This is a genomic window from Actinomadura rifamycini DSM 43936 (assembly GCF_000425065.1).
Lineage (GTDB): Bacteria > Actinomycetota > Actinomycetes > Streptosporangiales > Streptosporangiaceae > Spirillospora > Spirillospora rifamycini.
In genome coordinates this window covers 36787-57754 of the sequence record NZ_AULB01000041.1, presented here as the reverse complement: position 1 = coordinate 57754, position 20968 = coordinate 36787, and the positions used below count along the sequence as shown (strand labels likewise).

The following is a 20968-nucleotide window of genomic DNA, read 5'->3' as shown; positions in this document are numbered from 1 at the left end:
CCGCGGCTTTTTTCAGGAACTCGTTCTCTTCGCGGAGTTTGCGGTTCTCGCGTTCGAGTTCGCGTTCCCGGAGGCTCTTCGGGGCGCCGGCCGGTGTGGTGGACGCGTCGTCGCCGTGGCGTCTGCGGTAGTCCTTGACCCAGTTGCCCAGGGTGGTGTCGTGGATGCCGCCCTCACGGGCCACATGGGCGATGGGGCGCGGGCCGTCCAGGACCATCCGGACGATCTCGTCCTTGTGCTCCTGGGTGAAATGCCGCCTCTGTCGTGCCAACGACCTTCCCTTCCGGTTCTCCCCAACTCTAGTTGGGGCCCTGTCCGGAAGATCCGTGGCACCTCACCCCGCTCCCGGACGAGGAGTTGCCGGGCTATCTGCTTCGGCTGGCACACCGCCTGGAGCAGCCACCCGCACTGATCGTCACCCGCACCGGGCTGGCCGACCAGAGCGGCCGGATCCCCTCACGGTTCTTGCTGAAGCTCGAACCTGAACGAGCCGCCCGCTTCGCCCACGCCTGCCAACTCACGCAACAAGAGACCGACGGACTCTGCCTGGCCAGCTTCGGCGAACGCTACCCGCCCCTCGACCTGACCATCTCCGAACACAAACTCGGCATCTTTTTGCAGCAGACCCAGCAGGTCCCTGCGCTGCTGCGCTGGGTGTTCACCCAGCACACGCGATACTGCCCTGATTGCCTGGCCGGTGACGACGGCTCCCTCGGATACCTCTACAACGGAACCTGGAAAAAGACCTGGCGGCTGCCGTTGGTTTCCGCTTGTCCCATCCATAACCGCTTGCTTGTCGCTCGCTGCCCAGAATGCGGTCAACCGGCTCACGCCGGGCCGCGCGCCGCCGGGCTCATCCCGCAGTCAAATGAACTTCTCCACCCGGCGCAATGCCGCGCCCCGTCAAAACGAACTGAACCCGACCGACGAAAGCGCCGACAGCCGTGCGGCCACCGGCTCGACACCGCCGACGACGAGCCCACGGACACCACGACCATCCAGCACGTGCTGGACCTCCAGCAACGGCTGCTCGCCCGTCTGCAGCCCGATGCACCCGAAACCGTGTCCAGCATCGGAGACCAGACCCGGGCCTCCCGCTACTTCCTGGATCTGCGACTGGCGTGTTTCCTGATCAGTTACACCTGGCCACAGGCCCGCCACCTGGACAGCCCGCCGCCGCTGACCGACAGCCTCGACGATCACCTGCAGCGACAGCACAGCCTCATCCGCGATCTCAAGGCCAAGGGCAAGCGGCCCCGTTCGGCCACGATCTTCAGCAGCCCGCCCACAGACCCAGCAGCCTGCAGCGCCCTGCTCGCCATCGCCGATCAAATCCTCAGCCAGCCAAGCCGAGAGGCAGCCAGCGAACACCTCAGGCCACTCCTGTCCAACGCCGTTGACATCACCAACTTCCGCACCTTCGTCGGTAGAACAAAACGATTCTGCTCCGCAGCATTCAGCGCCGTGATCGAAACGAATATGCAGGAACTGCACCCAACCCGTGAACGCGGCGCCAACCTCCTCAGCCGCAACCGCGCCGGCCTCGGCCAGGCCTACGGCTGGCGAGAACACCACCGTCAGCACGGCCACCTTGTGATCGCACCCGCGGGAGACTGCCGGTTCGGCCACCAGCACATCCCCCAGTACATGACCGACGCCTGGTTCGAACGCCACTTCGCAGCTCCAGAGGGAATCAATCCCTCCCACCTGCGCCGAACCGCCGCCATCCGCCTCGTCCAGATGTCCAGCGGCGGATCTGTGGCCACCGCCGGCGAGCTACTCGGCATCAACTCGACCACCAGCGCGAGCAGCACGCACACAGTGAGAGTCTGGGAGAACGAGCCAGCCAACGCCAAGACCCTCGCCACCGCCATCCACACCTTCCGGGACGAACTCAACACAACCAGCGACCTCATCGACTACGGCCGCCGGCGTGCTTCCCTCACCGCCTGGGAGATCCCCACCCCTACCTGGGAAGAGATGATCTCGCGCCTCAACATGCGACATCGGAACAGATCAGCCACGCCATCCTCGATCTGGGACGACCGCAAACGACGCGCAGCCTCCGTCATCATCTGGGCAACGATCACCTGCGGCGACCACCGCCTCGCTCCACTCCTCCAAGGTGAAGCCCGCAAAGCCAACGGAACCAAGACCAACATGCTCACCTACGACACCCAGCAGATCCGCTACAGGATCCGCACCAGCCACAAGGGCCCGACAGCAACCCTCGCAACGATCTTGCACTCCTACGCCCACGAGCTGACAGCCAAGATCGACCGCAGGGAAACCAGCTAGCTCTCTGCACGATCAACACCTCATGAACATGCCGACACCCCAGGGCCAACTAGCAGCATCAAGGGCCAACTATCAGCGTCAGTCACAGCGGCGCGACGGGGGAGCGGTTATGATCTCCGACGTCCCATTCGAAAGTCTGTTCTAGGTCTGCACGGGACGGCTCGGTTCCAACAGAAGAACTCCCCGCTCTTGCTGCTCATCGTTGTCGGGCCATGGCGCAGTGCGAGAAAAGAGCGTGGAGTGAGTTCGGTAAGAGCATGGCCGGCGGCCGTCGTCGCCGCCCTCATCGTCTTTTTCGGTGTCGCCCCGCCGGCGAACGCCGAGGCAACGGCGACGCCCGGCTGCCGCCCGCAGGTCGCGGACGTGGTGCTGCCCGCGGAGAAGGTGCGTTCCGGCGCCGAGGCGGTCGGCTCGGTCCGCCTGGACTGCGCGTGGCACCGGCCCGTCAGGGTCGCTCTCGCCTCGGCGGACGCCTCCTGGGTGAGCGTGCCGCCCCGACTGGTCGTCCCGGCAGGGCAGACCGAAGCCGCCTTCCCCATCCAGACGCACCAGCCGGACTACATATACGGGGATTTCAACGTCGCCATCACGGCTTCGGCGCACGGGCACGAGGTGACCAAGCCCCTCGGGCTTCTGCCCGGACTGAAGTTCCTGGTGGTCTCACCTCTCATCAGCGGCGACTACGTCGATATCAACATCGGTATCAATGGCACGGCGCCGGCCGAGGGGTTGACGATCGACATGGAAAGCGACCACGAGGCGCTCGAGGTATGGCCCATCAAGATTCCGAACGGTGCGCTCGGGGTGGCCGGAAGGCACGGGAAGTCGGTCCGCATCCCCCAGGACGCCGAGGTCACGGTCACGGCGAGGCTCCCGGGGCAGAGCATGAGCGCCGTCGTCACTATGCAGGCGTGGAGGTACGACGCGGACTGGCGCCTCACCGGCCCCGACACCGTGCGCGGCGGGGGCAGAGCTGCTCTGACGCTCGATCTGCCGGAACCCATCCCGCACGACGGGGTGGAGGTGACCTTCACCTCGGACGACCGGGGAGTCGGCGTCCCCTCGCCCCGCATGCTGTACGAGGGCACCAGCGGGCAGGTCGCGGTGCGCCCGTCTCTCCGCAATGACATCAACGGCCTCGTCACGGTCACCGCCGAGATGGAGGGCGTCGGAACGCGCAGCCACACGTTCCGCGTGCTCCCGGGTCTGAAGGCCATCGAGTTCCCCTGGCCGCTCTACCCCGACCAGACGTTCGAGGGGACACTGCACCTGGGAGCGGTGACGGACGAAGCCGTCACCGTAGCGCTGAGCAGCGACGTTCCGTCGCTGCGGGTGCCCGCGGAGGTGACCGTCCCGGCGGGGGCCTCCTCGGTCGCCTTCACCGGCACGACCGTCGGTCCCGTCCCCGAATGGGGTGAGAGCGCCACGGTGACCGCGACCCTCGACGGCACGAGCATCGTCGAGTACGCCTACGTCGAGCCGCCGCTGAGCTAGCCGCGCCGGGTGGGGCCCGGGCTCGCGTCCGTCACGGCGGACGCGAGCCCGGGCCTCAGTCCTCTGGGGAGGGGGTGAGGAGGAGGGCGAGCATGCGGTCGTCTTGGTCGGGGGCGTCCGGGGGTGTGGGGACGAGGTAGCCGCCGACCCATGAGCGGAGCATGAGCAGGGCGCGCAGGCGGGCGTCGTCGGGGGCGAAGCCGAAATCGCGCAGGCAGGCGGTGATGTGGCCGAGGAGGGCGCGGTCGGCGTGCCGGACGGCCTCCTCGGCCGCGGGCTCGCGCCGCGCCCACAGCCGCATCGCGCGGTCGACCGGCGCGATCTCGCGGCCGAGCGCCTGGACGCGGCGCAGCCGCTCGCGCGGGTCGGCGGTGGTGCCGAGCGCGAGCCCGAGCATCTCGTCCGTCCGCTCGTGCGCCCACCGGTCGAGCAGGGCCCGCACCAGCTCGGTGCGGTCCTTGAAGTGCCAGTAGAAGCTGCCCTTGGTGACGCCCAGGCGGGCCGCGAGCGCGTTGATCGTCACGCCGCGCTCGCCGGTGCGGGCCAGTTCCCCGTACGCGGCCTCGATCCAGTCCCGCCTGGACGCCTTCGTGCGGGCCGTCATCGCGCTCCCCCGATCGTTCGTGCGGTCACACGAGGTTGACCGGGCCGGGGTCCAGGCCGAGCTCGATCTTGCCCCAGAGCGCGTAGGACGCGTCCGGGTCGAACACCACGTGCCCGGAGATCGTATTCACATCGCGCTGCGCCCGCTGGAACGGCGAGTCGATGAGCTGGGTGCTCGCCCCGGCGGCGCCGCACAGGTCGTTGACGACGCGGCGGGCGGTCGCGACGACGTGGGCCGCGGCCAGCCGGGCGTTCGCGCGGCGGCGCAGGTCCGCGGCGTCGTCGCCGGACGCGGCGCCCAGCGCGTCCTCCAGCAGGAGCCGGGCGGCGCGCAGGTCGGCGGTCGCGGCGGCGAGCCGGATCTGGCCGCTCATCAGGTCGCGCTGCCGCTCGCCCGTGTACGACATCACCCGGCCCTCCATGCGCGCGCGGAAGCGGGCGAGCACCCCCTCCGCGGCGCCGAGGACGGGCGCCGCGCCGGCCAGCGCGAACACCGGGACCAGCGGCGTCCGGTACGGGACGCCCGGGTGGACGCGGGAGCCGGGGGAGCGGCCCTCGGCGAGGTCGGCCAGCGGCACCGACCGGTGCGCGGGGACGAACGCGCCCGCGACCTCGATGTCGTTGCTGCCGGTGCCGCGCATGCCGCTGGTGTGCCAGACGTCGTGGACGGCGACGTCGGCGCGGGGCAGCAGGAACAGGCGGGGCTCGATCCCGCCGCCGGCGGTGACGAGCGCGAGGACCATGACGTGGTCGGCGTGCATGACCCCGCTGCCCCACGACCAGCGGCCGGTGACCGTGTGGCCGCCGTCGACGGGTTCGGCGGTGCCGCTCGGGGCGAGGGTGCAGGGGATGAGGGCGTAGGGGCGCTCGGCCCACACCTCCTCCTGCGCCTTCTCGGGGAACAGCGCGACCATCCAGTTGTGCAGCGTGTAGATGGCGGAGAGCCATCCGGTGGACGCGCAGCCCGCGCCGGCCTCGCGGCACGCGGCGGCCATCGTGGCGAAGCCGAGTTCGGCGCCGCCGAACCGCTTCGGGACGAGCGTGCCGAACAGGCCGGTGGCGGCCAGGTCGGCGATCGTCTCGTCGGGCAGCCGCCGCGCCTCCTCGGCGGCGCGGGCGCGGTCGGACAGCGCGGGCGCGAGGGCGCGCACGCGGGCGGTGACGTCATCTCCATACCCCATGGTACGGAACCATACTCCCGAGTATGGATGGTGTCCATGGGGGTTGACGGCGGCGCATGTTACCGGTCACAGTGACGACAGCGAGAGAGGGGACGGTGTGGGCGCAGACGCGTACGTGGTGGGAGTGGACTTCGGCACCCTGTCCGGACGGGCCGTGGTGGTGCGGGTCGCGGACGGCGCCGAACTGGGGAGCGCGGTCCACGAGTACGCCCACGGGGTGATCGAGGAGCGGCTGCCCGGCGGCGGGCCGCGGCTCCCGCCCGACTGGGCCCTGCAGGCGCCCGAGGACTGGCGCGGCGTCCTGCGGGCCGCCGTCCCGGCGGCGGTGGCCGCGGCGGGCGTCGATCCCGCGGACGTCGTCGGCATCGGCACCGACTTCACCGCCTGCACCGTGCTGCCGGCGGCGGCGGACGGGACGCCGCTGTGCGAGCGGCACCCGGACCGGCCGCACGCCTGGCCCAAGCTGTGGAAGCACCACGCCGCCCAGCCGCACGCCGACCGGATCAACGCGCTCGCCGCCGAGCGGGGCGAGCCCTGGCTCGCCCGGTACGGCGGGAAGATCTCCTCCGAGTGGGAGTGGGCCAAGGGGCTCCAGCTCCTGGAGGAGGACCCCGCGACCTACGCGGAGGCCGAACGGTGGATCGAGGCCGCCGACTGGATCGTCTGGCAGCTCACCGGCACCGAGTCCCGCAACGTCTGCACGGCCGGGTACAAGGGCATCCACCAGGACGGCCGGTACCCCTCCGCGGAGTTCGCCGCCGCCCTGAACCCGGACTTCGCGGACTTCACCGACAAGCTCGGGCACGACCTCGCCCCCCTCGGCGGCCTCGCCGGGCGGCTGACCGCCGAGGCCGCCGCCTGGACGGGCCTCCCCGCGGGCATCGCGGTCGCCGTCGGCAACGTGGACGCGCACGTCACGGCCGCCGCGGCGGACGCCGTCCGGCCCGGCCGGATGGTCGCCATCATGGGCACCTCCACCTGCCACGTCATGGCGTCCGACCGGCTCGCCGAGGTGCCGGGCATGTGCGGCGCGGTGCGCGACGGGATCGTCCCCGGGCTGTGGGGGTACGAGGCGGGCCAGTCGGGCGTCGGCGACATCTTCGGCTGGTTCGCCGAGACGTCCGTGCCCGCGTCCTACACCCGCGAGGCGGACGCCCGGGGGATGAGCGCCCACGAGTACCTCACCTCGCTCGCCGAGCGGCAGCGGGTCGGCGAGCACGGGCTCGTCGCGCTCGACTGGCACAACGGCAACCGGTCCGTGCTCGTCGACCACGACCTGTCCGGCGTGCTCGTCGGGCAGACGCTCGCGACCCGGCCCGAGGACGTCTACCGGGCGCTCATCGAGGCGACGGCGTTCGGCGCCCGGACGATCGTCGAGACGTTCGAGGCGTCCGGGGTGCCGGTCGAGGAGGTCGTCGTCGCGGGCGGGCTGCTCGGCAACCGGTTCCTCATGCAGGTGTACGCCGACGTGCTGCGCCGCCCCCTGTCGGCGATCGGCTCCGGCCAGGGGCCGGCGCTCGGCGCGGCGATCCACGCGGCCGTCGCCGCGGGCGCCCACCCCGACGTCACCGCCGCGGCCGCCGCCATGGGCCGGCGCGTCCCGGACGCGTTCGTCCCCGACCCGGACCGCGCCGACGCCTACGACCGGCTGTACGCCGAGTACCGCCGGCTGCACGACCACTTCGCGGACGGCGGCCTGCTGCACCGCCTCCGCGCGATCAGGAACGAGGCCGCCGCATGACCGAACGCAAGGAGCGAAGCGACTGGAGTGAAGGAATGCGGCCGCATTCGCCGGGGGGTGTGGGGGGTCGTCCCCCCACGGGGAAAAGGATGACCGACGAAGAGCTCCGGGAGACCGTCTGCCGCCTGCACGCCGAACTCGTCCGCAACGACCTGGTCGCGTGGACGGCGGGCAACGTGTCCGGGCGGCTGCCCGGCGGCGACCGGTTCGCCATCAAGCCCAGCGGGGTGTCCTACGACGACCTGACGCCCGCGTCGATCGTCGTGTGCGACCTCGACGGGAACCTCGTCGAGGGGGAGCTGGCGCCGTCCAGCGACACCGCCGCGCACGCCTACGTGTACCGGCACATGCCGGACGTGAACGGGGTCGTGCACACGCACTCCACCTACGCGTCCGCGTGGGCGGCGCGCGGGGAGCCGATCCCGTGCGTGCTGACCGCGATGGCCGACGAGTTCGGCGGCGAGATCCCGGTGGGGCCGTTCGCGCTGATCGGCGGCGACGACATCGGCCGCGGCGTCGTCGCCACGCTGCGCGGCCACCGGTCGAAGGCCGTGCTGATGCGCAACCACGGCGTCTTCACGGTCGGCGACTCCCCGAAGGCCGCCGTCAAGGCCGCGGTGATGTGCGAGGACGTCGCCCGCACCGTGCACGTGTCGCGGCAGCTCGGCGAGCCGCTGCCGATCGCGCGGGCCGACGTCGACCGCCTGTACGACCGCTACCAGAACGTCTACGGGCAGAGGAGCACGCGATGACGGCATGGTTCCTGACCGGCAGCCAGGGGCTGTACGGCGCGGACACGCTGCGGCAGGTGGCCGAGCAGTCCCGGCGGATCGCGGACGCGCTGCCGGTCGGCGTCGAGTGGAAGCCGGTGCTCACCGACGCGGCGTCCATCCGCCGCGTCATGCTGGAGGCGAACGCGGACGACGCCTGCACCGGCGTGATCGCGTGGATGCACACGTTCTCCCCGGCGAAGATGTGGATCGCGGGCCTGGACGCGCTGCGCAAGCCGCTGCTGCACCTGCACACGCAGGCGAACGTGGAGCTGCCGTGGAGCTCCATCGACATGGACTTCATGAACCTCAACCAGGCCGCCCACGGCGACCGCGAGTTCGCGCACGTCCAGACCCGGCTGGGCGTCGCCCGCAAGACCGTGGCGGGGCACGTCACCGACCCGTCCACGGCGTCCCGGATCGAGGCGTGGGCGCGGGCCGCCGCCGGCGCCGCGGCGCTGCGCACGATGCGGCTCGCCCGCTTCGGCGACAACATGCGCGACGTCGCGGTCACCGAGGGCGACAAGGTCGAGGCGCAGCTCCGCTTCGGCGTCTCGGTCAACACCTACGCCGTGAACGACCTGGTCGCGGCGGTGGACGCGGTCGCCGACGCGGGCGCGGCGGCGCTGGCCGCCGAGTACGAGGACGCCTACGACGTCGCCCCCGAGCTGCGCGCGGGCGGCGACCGGCACGCGTCGCTGCGCTACGCCGCCCGCATCGAGCTGGGGCTGCGCGGGTTCCTCGCGGACGGCGGCTTCACGGCCTTCACCACCAACTTCGAGGACCTCGGCGGGCTCCGCCAGCTCCCCGGCCTGGCCGTCCAGCGGCTCATGGCGGACGGCCACGGGTTCGGCGGCGAGGGCGACTGGAAGACGGCCGCGCTGCTGCGGGCCCTCAAGGCGATGGCGCCGGGCGGCGGCACCTCGTTCATGGAGGACTACACCTACAACCTGGTGCCGGGGGAGCAGCTCATCCTCGGCGCCCACATGCTGGAGGTCTGCCCGTCGATCGCCGCGGGCACGCCGTCCTGCGAGATCCACCCGCTCGGCATCGGCGGCCGCGAGGACCCCGTGCGCCTGGTGTTCGACGCCGAGCCCGGCCCCGGGATCGTCGTGGGCCTCGCCGACCTCGGCGACCGGTTCCGGCTGGTCGCGAACGAGATCGACGTGGTCGTCCCGCCGCCGCTGCCGAACCTGCCGGTGGCGCGGGCCGTCTGGCGGCCGCGCCCCGACCTGGCGACGTCCACGGAGTCGTGGCTCGCCGCCGGGGGCCCGCACCACACCGTCCTGTCCACGGCGGTCGGCGCCGAGGAGCTCACCGACCTGGCCGAGATGCTCGGCGTCGAACTCGCCGTCATCGACGCCGGCACGACCACGGCGCGGTTCGCGAAGGAGCTCCGCTGGAACCAGGCGTACCACCGCCTGGCCCAGGGCTTCTGACGCCGGACGCCCCGGGGGCACGGCCCCCGGGGCGTCCGGCGCGCGCCCGGCTACTCGCGGATGCCGATGCCCTCGACCGGGCGGGTGCGGCGCAGCAGCCGGCCGATCGGCAGCATCGTGGCGACCAGCGCGAGCGCCGCGGTCCCGCCGACGATCACGACCCATCCGAGCGCCGGGACGTACGGGACGCGCTGCCCGGCGATCGCGTTGACGATCGAGGAGAGGGTGACCGCCGCGATCGCCGCGCCGATCCCGATCGACACGCCCAGCAGCGTGGCCTGCTCGGCGTGGACCATCCGCTTCGCCTGCCCGGTCGTCACCCCGACCAGGCGCAGCAGCGACAGCTCCCGGGTCCGGGCCAGCGCCGCCATGACGAGGGTGTTGGCGGCGGCGAGCACCGCGTAGCCGACGAGCACGGCGATCAGCATCTTGTTGAGCCAGGCGCTGATCTCCAGGTCCTTCGCGAGCTCCCCGGTGAGCCGGTCGGTGCTCGTCACCGCGCTCGCCGGGTACGCGCGGGCCAACTCCGCCAGGGCCGGGCCCGCGTCGGCGCCGGGGGCGGTGCGGATCAGGACGTGGTCGTTGAGCCCGGACGCGGTGTGGCCGGCGAGCGTCGCGTTGCTCAGCGTGACGTCCCCGAACCCGAAGCTCCGCTCGTACACGGCGACGACCTTCAGCGTGACGGGCGTCCCGTCGCCGAGCCAGAACCGCGCGTCCCCGCCGACCTCCCACTTGGACGTGCCCGCCTGCGACGACGACACCGCGACCGTCCCGTCCCGCAGGTCGGCGAGGCTGCCCTCGGTGACGTCCAGGTCCATGGTCTCGGCGGCGCCCCGCGGGTCGACGCCCTGCGCGACGACCGCCATGCCCTCGCCCATGAACGGGACGATCACGGACGTGCGGCGCACGCCGGTCGCGGCGACCACGCCGGGGATCCGGCGGGCGTCCTCCGACGCCGCCGCGGGCAGCCCGGCGCCGCCGACGAGCGCGTGCTGCGCGACCGTCCCGTCCCGGCTCTGCTCGACCGTCTGGCGCTGCAGGTTGTCCTGGAGGAACCAGACGGTGCCGCCGAACCCGACGGACAGGACGAGCGCGGTCAGCACGGCGACCATGCCGCGGGCGTTCGCCCGCAGGTTCGCGGCGGCGAGGTACCCGCTGTCGCGCCACACCAGCCGCAGCACCGGCGCCGCGGCGGCCGCGGCGGCCCGGTTGATCCACGGCGCCAGCAGCGCGACCGCCAGCACGAACGTGTACAGCATGCCGACCGCGGCGCCCATGGCCGTCTGCCCGTTCGCGCCGCCCGTGACGAAGATCAGGACGACGCCGCCGCCGAGGCACGCCACGCCGAAGATGACCCGGATTCGGCCGCCGAGCCCGCGCTCGACCGCTGCCTCGCCGAGCGCCTCGGTGGGCCGGATCGCGGCGGTCCGCTGCGCGGCGATCCCCGCGGACAGCAGTGCGACGGCCGCCACGGCCGCGACCGCCGCGGGCGCGGCGAGCAGCCCGCCGCTCGCGGTGTAGGTGACGGGCACGAACCCGCGGTCGACCAGTTCGCCCCCCACCCAGCGGGCGGCGGCGAGGCCGCAGGGGACGCCCACCACCGCCGCGAGCGCCGCCAGCATCCCCGTCTCGCCGAGGATCAGCGCCCGCACCTGGCCCGGGGCGGCCGCGATCGCGCGCAGCAGGGCGAGGTCGCGGCGGCGGTACCGCACCGACAGCCCGACCGTCGCGGCGACCACGAACCCGATGATCAGCGCGGCGTAGCCGGCGAACGCGCCGCCGGCCTGCACGAGCAGGTCGCGCGCCGCGCCCACCTCCGGCTGCTCCGCGATGCCCCGGTCGTCCCCCGCGTACGCCGTCGCGCCGGCGCCGTCCGCGACCTTGCGCACCCCGGCCAGGACGGCCGCCGGGTCGGCGCCGCGCTCGGCGAGGACGCCGACCGCGTCGACGCGGCGCGGGTCGGGGTCGAGCCGGGCGGCCAGCGCGTCGGTGAAGAACAGCGCCGCCGCCACGCCGCGGGTCTCGCCCGCGTCGACGACGCCGCTCACGGTGAACCGGTGCGCCGTCCCGCCGGCGACGACGGTCGCGGCCGAACCGGGACGCAGCCGTCCGGCCTCGGCGATCCGGGCGTCCACGGCGATCTCGCCGTCCGTCCGCGGCGGCGCGCCGGACACCACCCGGTACGGGGCGAGCGCCGCGCTGCCCCAGCCGTGCCCCTGGGCGGGCACCTCCGGGGCGTCCGCGGCCGCGGCGGGGATCGAGCGGTCGGCGACCGCGCGCGCCACGCCCGGCACCCCGGCGAGCCGCCGCACCAGCTCGCTCGGGACGCCGCCGGGCTCGGGCAGCGGCAGCGTGGCGGTCTCGGTCTCGCCGAACATCTCGTTGGTGATGGTGAGGTCCCGCTGCGCGACGACGGCGGTCGCGGCGGCGTACCGCTGCGGCTGCCCCTTGTACCGGAGCCCCGATTCCACGAGGACGCCGCACACGGTGAGGACGGTGACGCCCGCGGCGAGCGCGAGGAACGTCGCCGCGAACGTCCCCTTGCGGTGCCGGAGCATCTGCAGTGCGAGCCGGAGCACGGTTCAGCCCTCCCGGTGCGCGGCGGGGCGGCGGCCGAGGTTCGCGAGCTGCTCCGCGATCCGCTGGACGCCCGGCCGCGGCAGGTCCGAGACGATGCGGCCGTCGGCGAGGACCACGACCCGGTCGGCGTAGGACGCGGCGACCGGGTCGTGGGTCACCATGATCACGGTCTGCCCGGTGTCGTCGACGGCCGCCCGCAGCAGCGCCAGCACCTCGGCGGCGGTCTGCGTGTCGAGCGCGCCGGTCGGCTCGTCGCAGAAGACCACCTCCGGCCGGGTGGCGAGCGCGCGGGCGATGGCGACCCGCTGCTGCTGCCCGCCCGACAGCTCCGCCGGGCGGTGCCGCAGCCGCTCGCCCAGCCCGACCCGGTCGATCACCTCGGCGAGCCACGCCGGCTCCGGGCGCCGGCCCGACAGCCGTCCGGGCAGCAGGATGTTCTGCTCCACGGTGAGCGCGCCGACCAGGTTGAACGCCTGGAATACGAACCCCACCCGGTCGCGGCGCAGCTTCGTCAGCTGCTTCTCCGACATCGTCGACAGGTCCGTGCCGCCGATCCGGACCCGGCCCGCGTCCGGCCGGTCCAGGCCGGCCGCGCAGTGCAGCAGGGTGCTCTTGCCGGATCCGGACGGCCCCATCACCGCCGTCATCGTCCCCCGGCGGAACCGGGTGTCGACGCCGTGGAGCGCCACGACGGGCTGCTCGCCGCCGTAGGTCTTGCGGACGCCTTCGACGCTGACGGCGCAGTCGGCCGGGAACGAGCCGGCCGGAGCCGTCCCGCCCGGAGCCGTGCCGACCGCGGGCGTGCCGGCTGGGGTCATTGACATGGTGCGGGTGCCTTCCAGGGGAGTCTTGTCCGACGCCCTTCGACGCTAGGGAGGCCGCTCACCGGGGACAATGCAGCCAGTTGCCCACCTGGAGTAGTGCAGGCACTACCGCGCACCGCGGACCCGGGTACGCCCCGCGCGGAGATGAGTATCCGTACTCAGTCGGCCGGGGCGCGTCCGGCGGGACCATGAACGCATGACGACACGAGCGCCGAAGCGCGCCGCGTTCGAGGCGGCGGCCTTCCTCCTCCTGGCCGCGGCGGCCGCCGCGAACTGGGCCGCCTGGCTCGGCTGGGACCAGCGCCGCGACGTGCATCCCGACGGCAGCGAGACCGGCCCCTACCAGCCGTGGCAGGTCGCCGGCCTGGTCCTGGTCCTCGTCGCGCTGACCGTCGCCGCGGCGGTCTTCCGCCATCCCGTCACCGCCGCCGCCGCGCCCGTCCTCGGCACCATGGCCGCGCTGTGCGCCGACTGGTCGGACGACGCGACGGGGCTCTGGGCGGTCGGCGCCCTGATGGCGTCCGCCGGCCTCTTCACCGGCGCGGTCGTCACGACCGCCGTGGTCCGGGCGGTGCGCGACCGGAGGGCCGGCGCCGCTCCGGCGTGACCGCGCGGTGACGCCGCGGGTCCGGTCCGGTCGCCGCGCCGTGTAGGAGGCCGGACCGGACCCGCGTTCCGGGGGAAGCCGCTCGGGCCGTCCGCACGACCCGGCGCTCCAGCGGGGCCGCCCCCGGAGCGGGGAGGCTCGTCCGGTCAGGACGAGCAGGGAACGGGCGCCGCCGGGCGCCCGGAGGAGGGGAGCCCGGCGGCCCGCCAGGCGCGGAACCCGCCGGCGACGTCGGTCGCGCGGGTCAGCCCGAGGTCCTGCAGGGACGCGGCCGCCAGGCTGGAGGTGTAGCCCTCCGAGCACAGCACGATCACCCGCACGCCGTGGCCGGCGGCCTGCGGGATCCGGGCGTCGGAGGCCGGGTCGAGGCGCCATTCCAGGACGTTGCGCTCGATCACCAGCGCGCCGGGCACGCTCCCCTCGGCGGCCCGCTGCGCCGCGGGCCGGATGTCGACCAGCAGCGCGCCCCGCCGCCACTCGTCGTGGGCCGACCGCGGATCGAGCCGCCGCAGCCGGGCGCGCGCCGCCGCGAGGACGTCGTCGATCGTCCGCGTCACCACTGGCCCGCCTCCTCGGTGGCGAGCCGGACGAGGCGTCCGTCGACGAGGTCGTAGCGGTTCATGGACGCCAGCGGCGGCGCGTACGCGTGGACGCTGATCGCCGGGGCGGTGGAGGCGTTGCGGACCTCGTGCACGTAGTCGGCGCCGAAGGCGCGGGACTCGCCCGCCGCCAGCCGGCGGGCCGCGCCGGGGTCGCGCTCCTCGAGCGTGCCGAGCGCGACGGCGAAGGCGCCGCGCGAGCCGCCGTGGTCGTGCAGCCCGGTGGACTGGCCCGGGAGCCAGCTGATCAGCCAGATCTCGTGGTCGTCGTCGCGGTGCAGCCGCTCGTACCAGCGGCCCTGCGGGTCGAGCCGCACGCGCGGCAGCCACGCGTCGGGGTTCGCGGCCAGTTCCGCGACCGTCGTGGACAGTTCCGCGATCGCGGTGGGCCGGGCCGCCTCAGGGGCGGCCGTGCTCGTCGTCACTTGCCGGGGTCCTCTCCGTTCCGTTCCGTTCCGCGTGCCGTGCCCGGCCGCCGGCCGGGCAGGGCGGACACAGGCCGCTCGCGAGCCGTCCGAGGTCCAGGTGCGGTCGTCGCCACAGAGGCGGATCCCGATGCATGGCGGCATCCTCGCGCATGTTTCCCACTAAGTCAATCGGAATAAGCGAGATAGCATGTCGCGCCGGTGGGCAAGCGTCAGAGAAGACCGCCCCGGACGAGGAGTGGTGGATCATGCGGAGGACTCGGCAGGCGAGCGGCATCCTCAAGCCGGTGCCGTCGGACCGGTTCGTCGTGCACGGACCCAACGCGGAGATGCGCTGGGACGCCATGCCCGGCCAAGGGCTCCTGGTGCCCAACGACCGCTTCTTCGTGCGCAACCACACCCGGACGCCGTTGATCGACGCGCGGACGTGGCGGCTGCGCCTGTTCGGCACCGGCCTGCGGGGCGCCCCGACGCGCGCCCGGGCCGTGGAGTTCGGCTACGCGGACCTGCTCGACATGCCGTCCCGCACCCTGGACGCGGTGATCGAGTGCGCCGGGAACGGCCGCGCCCTGTTCGAGCGCCAGCAGGGCGCCGCCAAGCCGGGCGTCCCCTGGCACCTGGGCGCCGTCGGCGCCGCACGCTGGCGCGGGGTCCCGCTGGCGGCCGTCCTGGAGCGCGCCGGGCTCCGCCCCGAGGCGGTGGACGTGCTCCCGGCCGGGCTCGACCCGGCGTACCGCGTCGACGGCGAGGATTTCGGGCCCGTGCGCCGGCCGCTGCCCGTCGGCAAGGCCCTGGACGACGTCCTGGTGGCGTACGAGATGAACGGGGAGCCGCTGCCGCCCGACCACGGGTTCCCGGCCAGGCTGGTGGTGCCCGGCTGGGTGGGGGTCGCGTCGATCAAGTGGCTGGGGGAGATCGAGGTCGCCGACCGGCCGCTGTCGTCGCCGTGGACGACCCGCTTCTACCGGATGGTCGGTCCCGGGTACCCGGCCGCCGGCGGGCCCCCGCTGGCGGAGCAGGTCGCCAAGAGCGCCTTCGAGCTGCCCTGGGACGCGCGCGTGCCGCTCGGCCGCCCGGTCGTCCTGACCGGCCGGTCGTGGGCGCCGCACGGACCGGTGCGGGCGGTCGAGGTCAGCGTGGACGGTGGGGCGACCTGGCGGCCCGCGCGCCTGCGGGAGGGCGGCGCCGTGTGGTGCCGCTGGGAGGTCGAGTGGTGTCCCGACCGGACGGGCCCGGTCACGCTCGCCGCCCGCGCCGTCGACGCGGCGGGGGTCCGCCAGCCCGCCGCGGCGGCCCCCAACGACGACGGGTACCTGTTCGACGCGGCCGTCCAGCACCGCGTCCAGGTGGCGTGACCCCCCTCCCGGAACGGCGTCACCGCAGGTCGGTGGGGGTGCGGGGAACCGCGCGGACGGTCCGGCGGTTCGGCCGGGCCGTCCGCGCGGGACCGGAGCCCACCCCGCCCCGGGCCCGCGCGGACGGAGCTCGCGGTCAGGCCGCGGCGACCTTCGGCGTGTAGTGCGCCGCGTCGTCGCCCTCGACGAGGTAGCTGCCCCGCCCGTCCACGCCGACGGGGACGTCGCCCGCGACGGTGACGCGGTGCAGGCGGCGCGGGAGGTCGCCGTAGTCGTCCGGGGCGTAGTGCTGGGTGATGCGGTTGTCGAACACGATGACGTCGCCCGGCTCCCAGACCCAGCGCAGCACGTTCTCCGGGCGGGTCACGTACGACTGGAGGATGTCGAGGATCGCGCGGCCCTCCTTGCCCGGCAGGCCCACGATGCTCTGCGCGAAGCCGCCGATGAACAGGTTCCGCTCGCCCGACTCGGGGTGGACCCGCACCACGGGGTGGGCGGTCTTCCACGTGCGCGACACGAACGCCTTGCGGTGCTCGGCCCGCTTGTCCGGGTCGGCGCCGGACTCCACGGGGGTGATGTAGTCGTAGTCGTTGGTGTGGACGGCCCAGAGCCGGTCGGCGAACGCGCGCAGCTCCTCCGGCAGGTCGCGGTAGGCGGCGGCGCTGTTCGCGATGAGGGTGTTGCCGCCGTAGGGCGGGATGACGAGCCCGCGCAGGGTGCTGATCTTCGGCGGGGTCCGCACGAACGTGACGTCGGTGTGCCAGTGGTTGGCGCGCGACGTCTCGCCGTCGACCGGCAGGACCTCCCGCCGGCCGTCGACGCCGGGGACGGTCGGGTGCGCGCCGGTCAGCTCGCCGAACTTGGCGGCGAACGCGAGCTGGCCCTCGTCGGTGAGGTCCTGGCCGCGGAAGCCCAGGACCTTGTGCTCCAGCAGGGCCTCGCTGATCTCGCCGAAGACCCGGTCGGACACCTCGCGGAGGTCGACGCCGACGACCTCCGCGCCGATGCGGCCGCCGATCTTGCGCACGTCGAATTCGGACACGGCTTACCTCTCTCTCAGGGAGCAGGGGGGACGGTCCGTCCAGCGAAGCACGCCCCCCGCGAGTCGGTCAACTATTCCTACTTGTGAAGTAGGAAATATTTCCTACCAAAGCTGTTGACTTAGTGGGAAACGTGATCGATAGTCGCAACCGTGACTCCCCACCACTCGCTCCGCGACGCGCTCACCGCGCGCCTGTACGTCGACCTCCGGCGCCAGGCCGGCGCCCTGTGTCGCCCCGCCACCTGACGAACCCGCAGTACAGGCGTCCAGGGAAAGGGCATTCTTGAGCAGCATCACGGGAACCACACGCCGGCGCTTCCTCACGACACTCTCGGCCGCCGCGGCCGGCGCGCCGCTCGCCCCGCTCGCGGCCGGCTGCGGCAGGGCGTCCGAGCGGGCGCGCCGCACCGGCACCCTCCGCTACCAGGGCTGGACCGGGACGGTCACGCTCCCCGAACTCGCGGCCGACCTCGGCTTCCTCGGCGACGTCGCGCTGGAGTGGGTCGGCAACACCGGCAGCGGGCCGCAGGACGTCCAGACCGCCGCCACCGGCCAGATCGACTTCGGCGGCGCGTTCAACGGCGCGTCCGTCAAACTCCAGGAGGCCGGCGCGCCGCTGACGTCCGTCATCGGCTACTACGGCACCGACGCGAAGTACTACCAGGGCTTCTTCGTCCTGGAAGGCAGCCCGATCAAGAACCCGCGGGACCTCCTCGGCAAGAAGGTCGGCATGAACACCCTCGGCGGCCACTCACAGGCCGTCCTCGACCTCTACCTGCGGGGCAGGGGGCTCACCGCCGCCGAGGTCGCCGAGGTCCGCCCGATCGCGCTGCCGCCCGTCGCCACGGAGCAGGCGCTCCGCCAGGGCCAGATCGACGTGGCGGCGCTCGCCGGGATCTTCCAGGAGAAGGCGAAGGACAACGGCGGCGTCCGCCCGCTGTTCCGCGACGTCGACTTCCTCGGCCCGTTCACCGCGGGCTCGTACGTCTTCCGGGACGACTTCATCGAGCGCAACCCCGACACCGTGCGGGCCTTCACCGCGGGCGTCGCCAGGACGATCGAGTGGTCGCGGGAGCGCCCGCGCGAGGAGGTCGTCGCCCACCTGACGCGGATCCTGGAGGCCCGCGGCCGCAACGAGACCGGCGACGCGCTCCGGTACTGGCTGTCGTGGGGCGTCGCGGGGAAGGGCGGCGTGATGAGCGACCGGGAGTTCACCACCTGGAGCGACTGGCTCGCCGAGGTCGGCCAGATCCCCGAGGCCACGGTCGCGCCCGGCGACCTCTACACCAACGAGTTCAACCCGTACGCGGCCGGAGGGGGCACGCGGTGACCGCCAAGATCAGCATCACCGGGGTCGGCAAGAGCTTCCCCGTCCGGGGCGGCGGCGGGTTCCCCGCCCTGCGCGGCGTCTCCCTCGACGTCGCCGAAGGCGAGTTCCTCACCGTCGTCGGGCCGAGCGGCTGCGGCAAGTCCACGCTCCTCGACCTGATCGGCGGCCTCACCCGGCCCACCGCCGGCCGCGTCGAGATCGACGGCACCGAGGTCACCGGCCCCGCGCTCGACCGCGGCATCGTCTTCCAGCAGTACGCGCTGCTCCCGTGGCGCACCGCCCGCCGCAACGTCGAGTTCGGGCTGGAGGCCAAGGGCGTCGGCCGCCGCGAGCGCGCCGAGATCGCCCGCGCCCACCTCGACCTCGTCGGCCTGTCCGGCTTCGAGGACCGCTACCCGCACGAGCTGTCCGGCGGCATGAAGCAGCGGGTCGCGATCGCCCGCAGCCTCGCCTACGACCCCGGCGTCCTGCTGATGGACGAGCCGTTCGCCGCGCTCGACGCCCAGACCCGCGAGGCGCTGCAGGACGAACTCGTCCGCATCTGGTCGGCGACCGGCAAGACCATCGTGTTCATCACGCACGGCATCGACGAGGCCGTCTACCTGGGCGGACGCGTCGCCGTCATGACCGCGCGCCCCGGCCGGATCAAGGAGGTCGTCGGCATCGACCTCGGCCCCCGCGACGCGCACGCCGACCTGCGCTCCGCCCCCGAGTTCGCGGCGTACCGGCACGCGGTCTGGTCGCTGCTCCGGGACGAGGTCCGCGCCGTCCCGCCCCGCGTCCCGCGCCCCCGGGAGGAGGCGGTCCCCCGTGGCTGACACCCTCCGGGCCGCCGCCCCCGCCCCGCCCGCCGACCCCGCGCCCGCCCCGCCGCGCGCGTCCCGTCCGGCCCGCCGGATCGGCGCCGCCGCGGCCCGCGCCGCCCGCGGCACCGTCGCGATCGCCGCGTTCCTCGCCCTCTGGGAGGCCGCGCCCCGCGCGAACCTCGTCGACCCGATCTTCCTCCCGCCGCTCTCCGAGGTCCTGCCCGCGCTGGGGGACCTCGCCGCGAGCGGACGGCTGTGGGAGAACGCCCGCGCCAGCATCGTCCGCTCGCTCGCCGGGTTCGGGCTGGCGATCGCGGCCGCCGTCCCGCTCGGCCTGCTGATCGGCTGGTACCGGACGGTCGCCGACCTGCTCAACCCGCTGCTGGAGGTGTTCCGCAACACGGCCGCGATCGCGCTGCTGCCGGTCTTCGTCCTGATCCTCGGCATCGGCGAGACGTCGAAGGTGGCGATCGTCCTGTACGCGTGCACGTGGCCGATCCTGCTCAACACCATCGGCGCCGTCCGCACGGTCGACCCGACGCTGATCCGGTCGGCGCGCTCGCTCGGGCTGCCCGCGGTGCGCGTCTTCCAGAAGGTCGTCCTGCCCGCCGCCGTCCCGGCGATCTTCACCGGGATCCGGCTGGCCGGGTCGACGTCCGTCCTGGTGATGATCGTCGCGGAGATGGTCGGCGCGAAGGAGGGGCTCGGCTTCCTGGTCGGCTCGTCGCAGCAGAACTTCGCGATCCACGAGATGTACGCGGGCATCATCGCGATCTCCGTGCTCGGGCTGGTGTTCAACTACCTGCTCGTCCTGCTCGAGCGCCGCCTCACCCGCCGGCGCCCCGCCGCCTCGGACTGAGCGCCCGTCCGGCCGGACGGGCGCGGCGGGACGTGCCGGGCGGGGCTTCGGATGGGGCCGACGGCACAGGGTCAAGGTCTGGAGTCACGGCACGCGAATGCGGTGACGCGGTAAAGACGAGGGGAGGAGTTCCGGCGCGGACGTCTCGGCCGGTCCGGCGGATCGCGGAGCCCGAGGCGTCCTTTCCGGACGTTCTCCGGCGCCGGTGGCCGGTCACTGACCTGCGCTATCGAATGCGGTCGGGAAAGGCATCGACGGCTCGGGCATTCCGGTTCAACGCCGTTGGCCCGATCCATTCGGCATGATCAGCTACGGTGGTGCCGTTTCGCTTTACCGGTCGCTTTGGACCGTTCCTTGACGTCGGTCATGACGAAACGGCGTGAGATCGGGGTTGTGCACGCGAAAGCAAAATCATTCGACCCGTCCGCCGTTCGGCCCCGCCGGGGGAGTCGCCCCCCGGCGGCCGGGCGGTGCCGTCCCGGGGCGGGGTCAGCTCCCGCGGGGGCGGGTCGCGAGGTGCTCGCCGACCCGCCGGACGAGGGTGGCCATCTCGTAGCTGATCTGCGCCGGATCGACGGTGGCGTCGCTCATCACGGTCAGCGAGGCGCCCTCGCCCGCGGCGGTGACGAACAGGAACGCCCCGCTCATCTCGATGATCGTCTGGCGCACCTCGCTCGCACCGAACTGGGTCCGCGCGCCGTGCGCGAGGCTCTGCAGGCCGGCGGCCAGCGCGGAGAGGTAGTCGGCGTCCGCGCGGTCCAGGCCGGAGGACGCCCCCAGCAGCAGCCCGTCCGCGGACTGCAGAACCGCCCTTGTGACCTGCGGCACGCGTTCGACGAGTCCGTCGATCAGCCAGTCCAGCCGGTCGGAAGATTCGCCGAGCAGGGATGTCACGAGAGTTTCTCCTCTTCGGGGCGGGGGCGGGGTCGGCCGACCCTTCGGATGATTCCATCCCAGGACGATCCGTATCCACTCAACCTGGCGACAGCTGATCAAAATGGTGGCTATGGTGTCC

General features: G+C 73.3%; 20 protein-coding genes. 11 read left to right on the top strand and 9 right to left on the bottom strand.

Going from position 1 to position 20968, the window contains the following annotated elements; genetic code table 11:
- On the bottom strand, positions 1-271 hold a 271-nt coding region (locus H505_RS0130995; RefSeq protein WP_026405074.1), incomplete at its 3' end, for a transposase.
- A gap of 32 nt (positions 272-303) precedes the next feature.
- On the opposite strand from H505_RS0130995, the gene H505_RS0130990 reads away from it, so the two are divergent.
- Both H505_RS0130990 and H505_RS0130985 read left to right on the top strand, forming a co-directional pair.
- Positions 304-2298, top strand: a complete 1995-nt coding sequence (locus H505_RS0130990) for a TniQ family protein (protein WP_026405073.1) — start codon at positions 304-306, stop codon at positions 2296-2298.
- A 189-nt stretch (positions 2299-2487) separates the two neighbouring features.
- The gene (locus H505_RS0130985) at positions 2488-3792 is read left to right on the top strand and encodes a hypothetical protein (protein WP_157433196.1); all 1305 of its coding nucleotides are present in this window, start codon (positions 2488-2490) and stop codon (positions 3790-3792) included.
- Between the two features lie 55 nt (positions 3793-3847).
- Here the strand turns inward: H505_RS0130985 and H505_RS0130980 are convergent, their stop codons facing one another.
- Together H505_RS0130980 and H505_RS0130975 are read right to left on the bottom strand one after the other, a co-directional pair.
- Complete coding sequence (locus H505_RS0130980; protein ID WP_026405071.1) at positions 3848-4396, bottom strand: TetR/AcrR family transcriptional regulator; 549 nt, start codon at positions 4394-4396, stop codon at positions 3848-3850.
- Between the two features lie 25 nt (positions 4397-4421).
- Entirely contained in the window at positions 4422-5576 is a 1155-nt protein-coding gene (locus tag H505_RS0130975; protein ID WP_064743745.1) for an acyl-CoA dehydrogenase family protein, read from the bottom strand.
- A gap of 115 nt (positions 5577-5691) precedes the next feature.
- Between H505_RS0130975 and araB the strand changes: the two genes are divergently transcribed.
- The 3 genes from araB to araA all read left to right on the top strand — a co-directional run bounded on the left by araB (position 5692) and on the right by araA (position 9526).
- A complete protein-coding gene (gene araB, locus H505_RS0130970; RefSeq protein WP_026405069.1) occupies positions 5692-7317 on the top strand; it encodes a ribulokinase in 1626 nt (541 codons plus the stop codon).
- A gap of 89 nt (positions 7318-7406) precedes the next feature.
- The gene (locus H505_RS0130965) at positions 7407-8069 is read left to right on the top strand and encodes an L-ribulose-5-phosphate 4-epimerase (protein ID WP_026405068.1); all 663 of its coding nucleotides are present in this window, start codon (positions 7407-7409) and stop codon (positions 8067-8069) included.
- Positions 8066-9526 carry an L-arabinose isomerase gene (gene araA / locus H505_RS0130960; RefSeq protein ID WP_026405067.1) on the top strand — a complete coding sequence of 487 codons (1461 nt, stop codon included), beginning with the start codon at positions 8066-8068 and terminating at the stop codon, positions 9524-9526. Before H505_RS0130965 ends, araA begins: the two co-directional genes overlap by 4 nt.
- Positions 9527-9576: 50 nt before the next feature.
- Here the strand turns inward: araA and H505_RS0130955 are convergent, their stop codons facing one another.
- Both H505_RS0130955 and H505_RS45420 read right to left on the bottom strand, forming a co-directional pair.
- Positions 9577-12105 (bottom strand): ABC transporter permease, encoded by a 2529-nt coding sequence (locus tag H505_RS0130955; protein ID WP_026405066.1) that lies wholly within the window; start codon positions 12103-12105, stop codon positions 9577-9579.
- Positions 12106-12108: 3 nt separating this feature from the next.
- Complete coding sequence (locus tag H505_RS45420; RefSeq protein WP_051301355.1) at positions 12109-12924, bottom strand: ABC transporter ATP-binding protein; 816 nt, start codon at positions 12922-12924, stop codon at positions 12109-12111.
- Between the two features lie 202 nt (positions 12925-13126).
- On the opposite strand from H505_RS45420, the gene H505_RS45415 reads away from it, so the two are divergent.
- Positions 13127-13537 (top strand): hypothetical protein, encoded by a 411-nt coding sequence (locus H505_RS45415; RefSeq protein WP_051301354.1) that lies wholly within the window; start codon positions 13127-13129, stop codon positions 13535-13537.
- Between the two features lie 146 nt (positions 13538-13683).
- Here H505_RS45415 and H505_RS0130940 read toward each other — a convergent pair whose 3' ends face one another.
- On the bottom strand, positions 13684-14097 hold the full coding sequence (locus tag H505_RS0130940; protein WP_051301353.1) for a rhodanese-like domain-containing protein: 414 nt from the start codon (positions 14095-14097) through the stop codon (positions 13684-13686).
- The gene (locus H505_RS0130935; RefSeq protein ID WP_026405064.1) at positions 14091-14561 is read right to left on the bottom strand and encodes a cysteine dioxygenase; all 471 of its coding nucleotides are present in this window, start codon (positions 14559-14561) and stop codon (positions 14091-14093) included. The genes H505_RS0130940 and H505_RS0130935 overlap by 7 nt, the downstream gene beginning before the upstream one ends.
- 248 nt (positions 14562-14809) lie before the next feature.
- On the opposite strand from H505_RS0130935, the gene H505_RS45410 reads away from it, so the two are divergent.
- A complete protein-coding gene (locus H505_RS45410; RefSeq protein ID WP_051301352.1) occupies positions 14810-15916 on the top strand; it encodes a sulfite oxidase in 1107 nt (368 codons plus the stop codon).
- 136 nt (positions 15917-16052) lie between these two features.
- Here the strand turns inward: H505_RS45410 and H505_RS0130925 are convergent, their stop codons facing one another.
- Entirely contained in the window at positions 16053-16958 is a 906-nt protein-coding gene (locus H505_RS0130925) for a TauD/TfdA dioxygenase family protein (protein ID WP_026405063.1), read from the bottom strand.
- Between the two features lie 150 nt (positions 16959-17108).
- Between H505_RS0130925 and H505_RS52650 the strand changes: the two genes are divergently transcribed.
- The 4 genes from H505_RS52650 to H505_RS0130910 are packed head-to-tail and all read left to right on the top strand — an operon-like array spanning position 17109 to position 19953.
- Positions 17109-17204 (top strand): putative leader peptide, encoded by a 96-nt coding sequence (locus tag H505_RS52650; RefSeq protein ID WP_341849575.1) that lies wholly within the window; start codon positions 17109-17111, stop codon positions 17202-17204.
- 37 nt (positions 17205-17241) lie between these two features.
- Positions 17242-18288, top strand: a complete 1047-nt coding sequence (locus tag H505_RS0130920) for an ABC transporter substrate-binding protein (protein ID WP_026405062.1) — start codon at positions 17242-17244, stop codon at positions 18286-18288.
- On the top strand, positions 18285-19106 hold the full coding sequence (locus H505_RS0130915; protein WP_026405061.1) for an ABC transporter ATP-binding protein: 822 nt from the start codon (positions 18285-18287) through the stop codon (positions 19104-19106). The genes H505_RS0130920 and H505_RS0130915 overlap by 4 nt, the downstream gene beginning before the upstream one ends.
- The gene (locus H505_RS0130910; RefSeq protein ID WP_026405060.1) at positions 19099-19953 is read left to right on the top strand and encodes an ABC transporter permease; all 855 of its coding nucleotides are present in this window, start codon (positions 19099-19101) and stop codon (positions 19951-19953) included. The genes H505_RS0130915 and H505_RS0130910 overlap by 8 nt, the downstream gene beginning before the upstream one ends.
- Before the next feature lie 489 nt (positions 19954-20442).
- Here the strand turns inward: H505_RS0130910 and H505_RS0130905 are convergent, their stop codons facing one another.
- On the bottom strand, positions 20443-20847 hold the full coding sequence (locus H505_RS0130905) for a roadblock/LC7 domain-containing protein (RefSeq protein ID WP_325052901.1): 405 nt from the start codon (positions 20845-20847) through the stop codon (positions 20443-20445).
- Positions 20848-20968 lie beyond the last annotated feature (121 nt).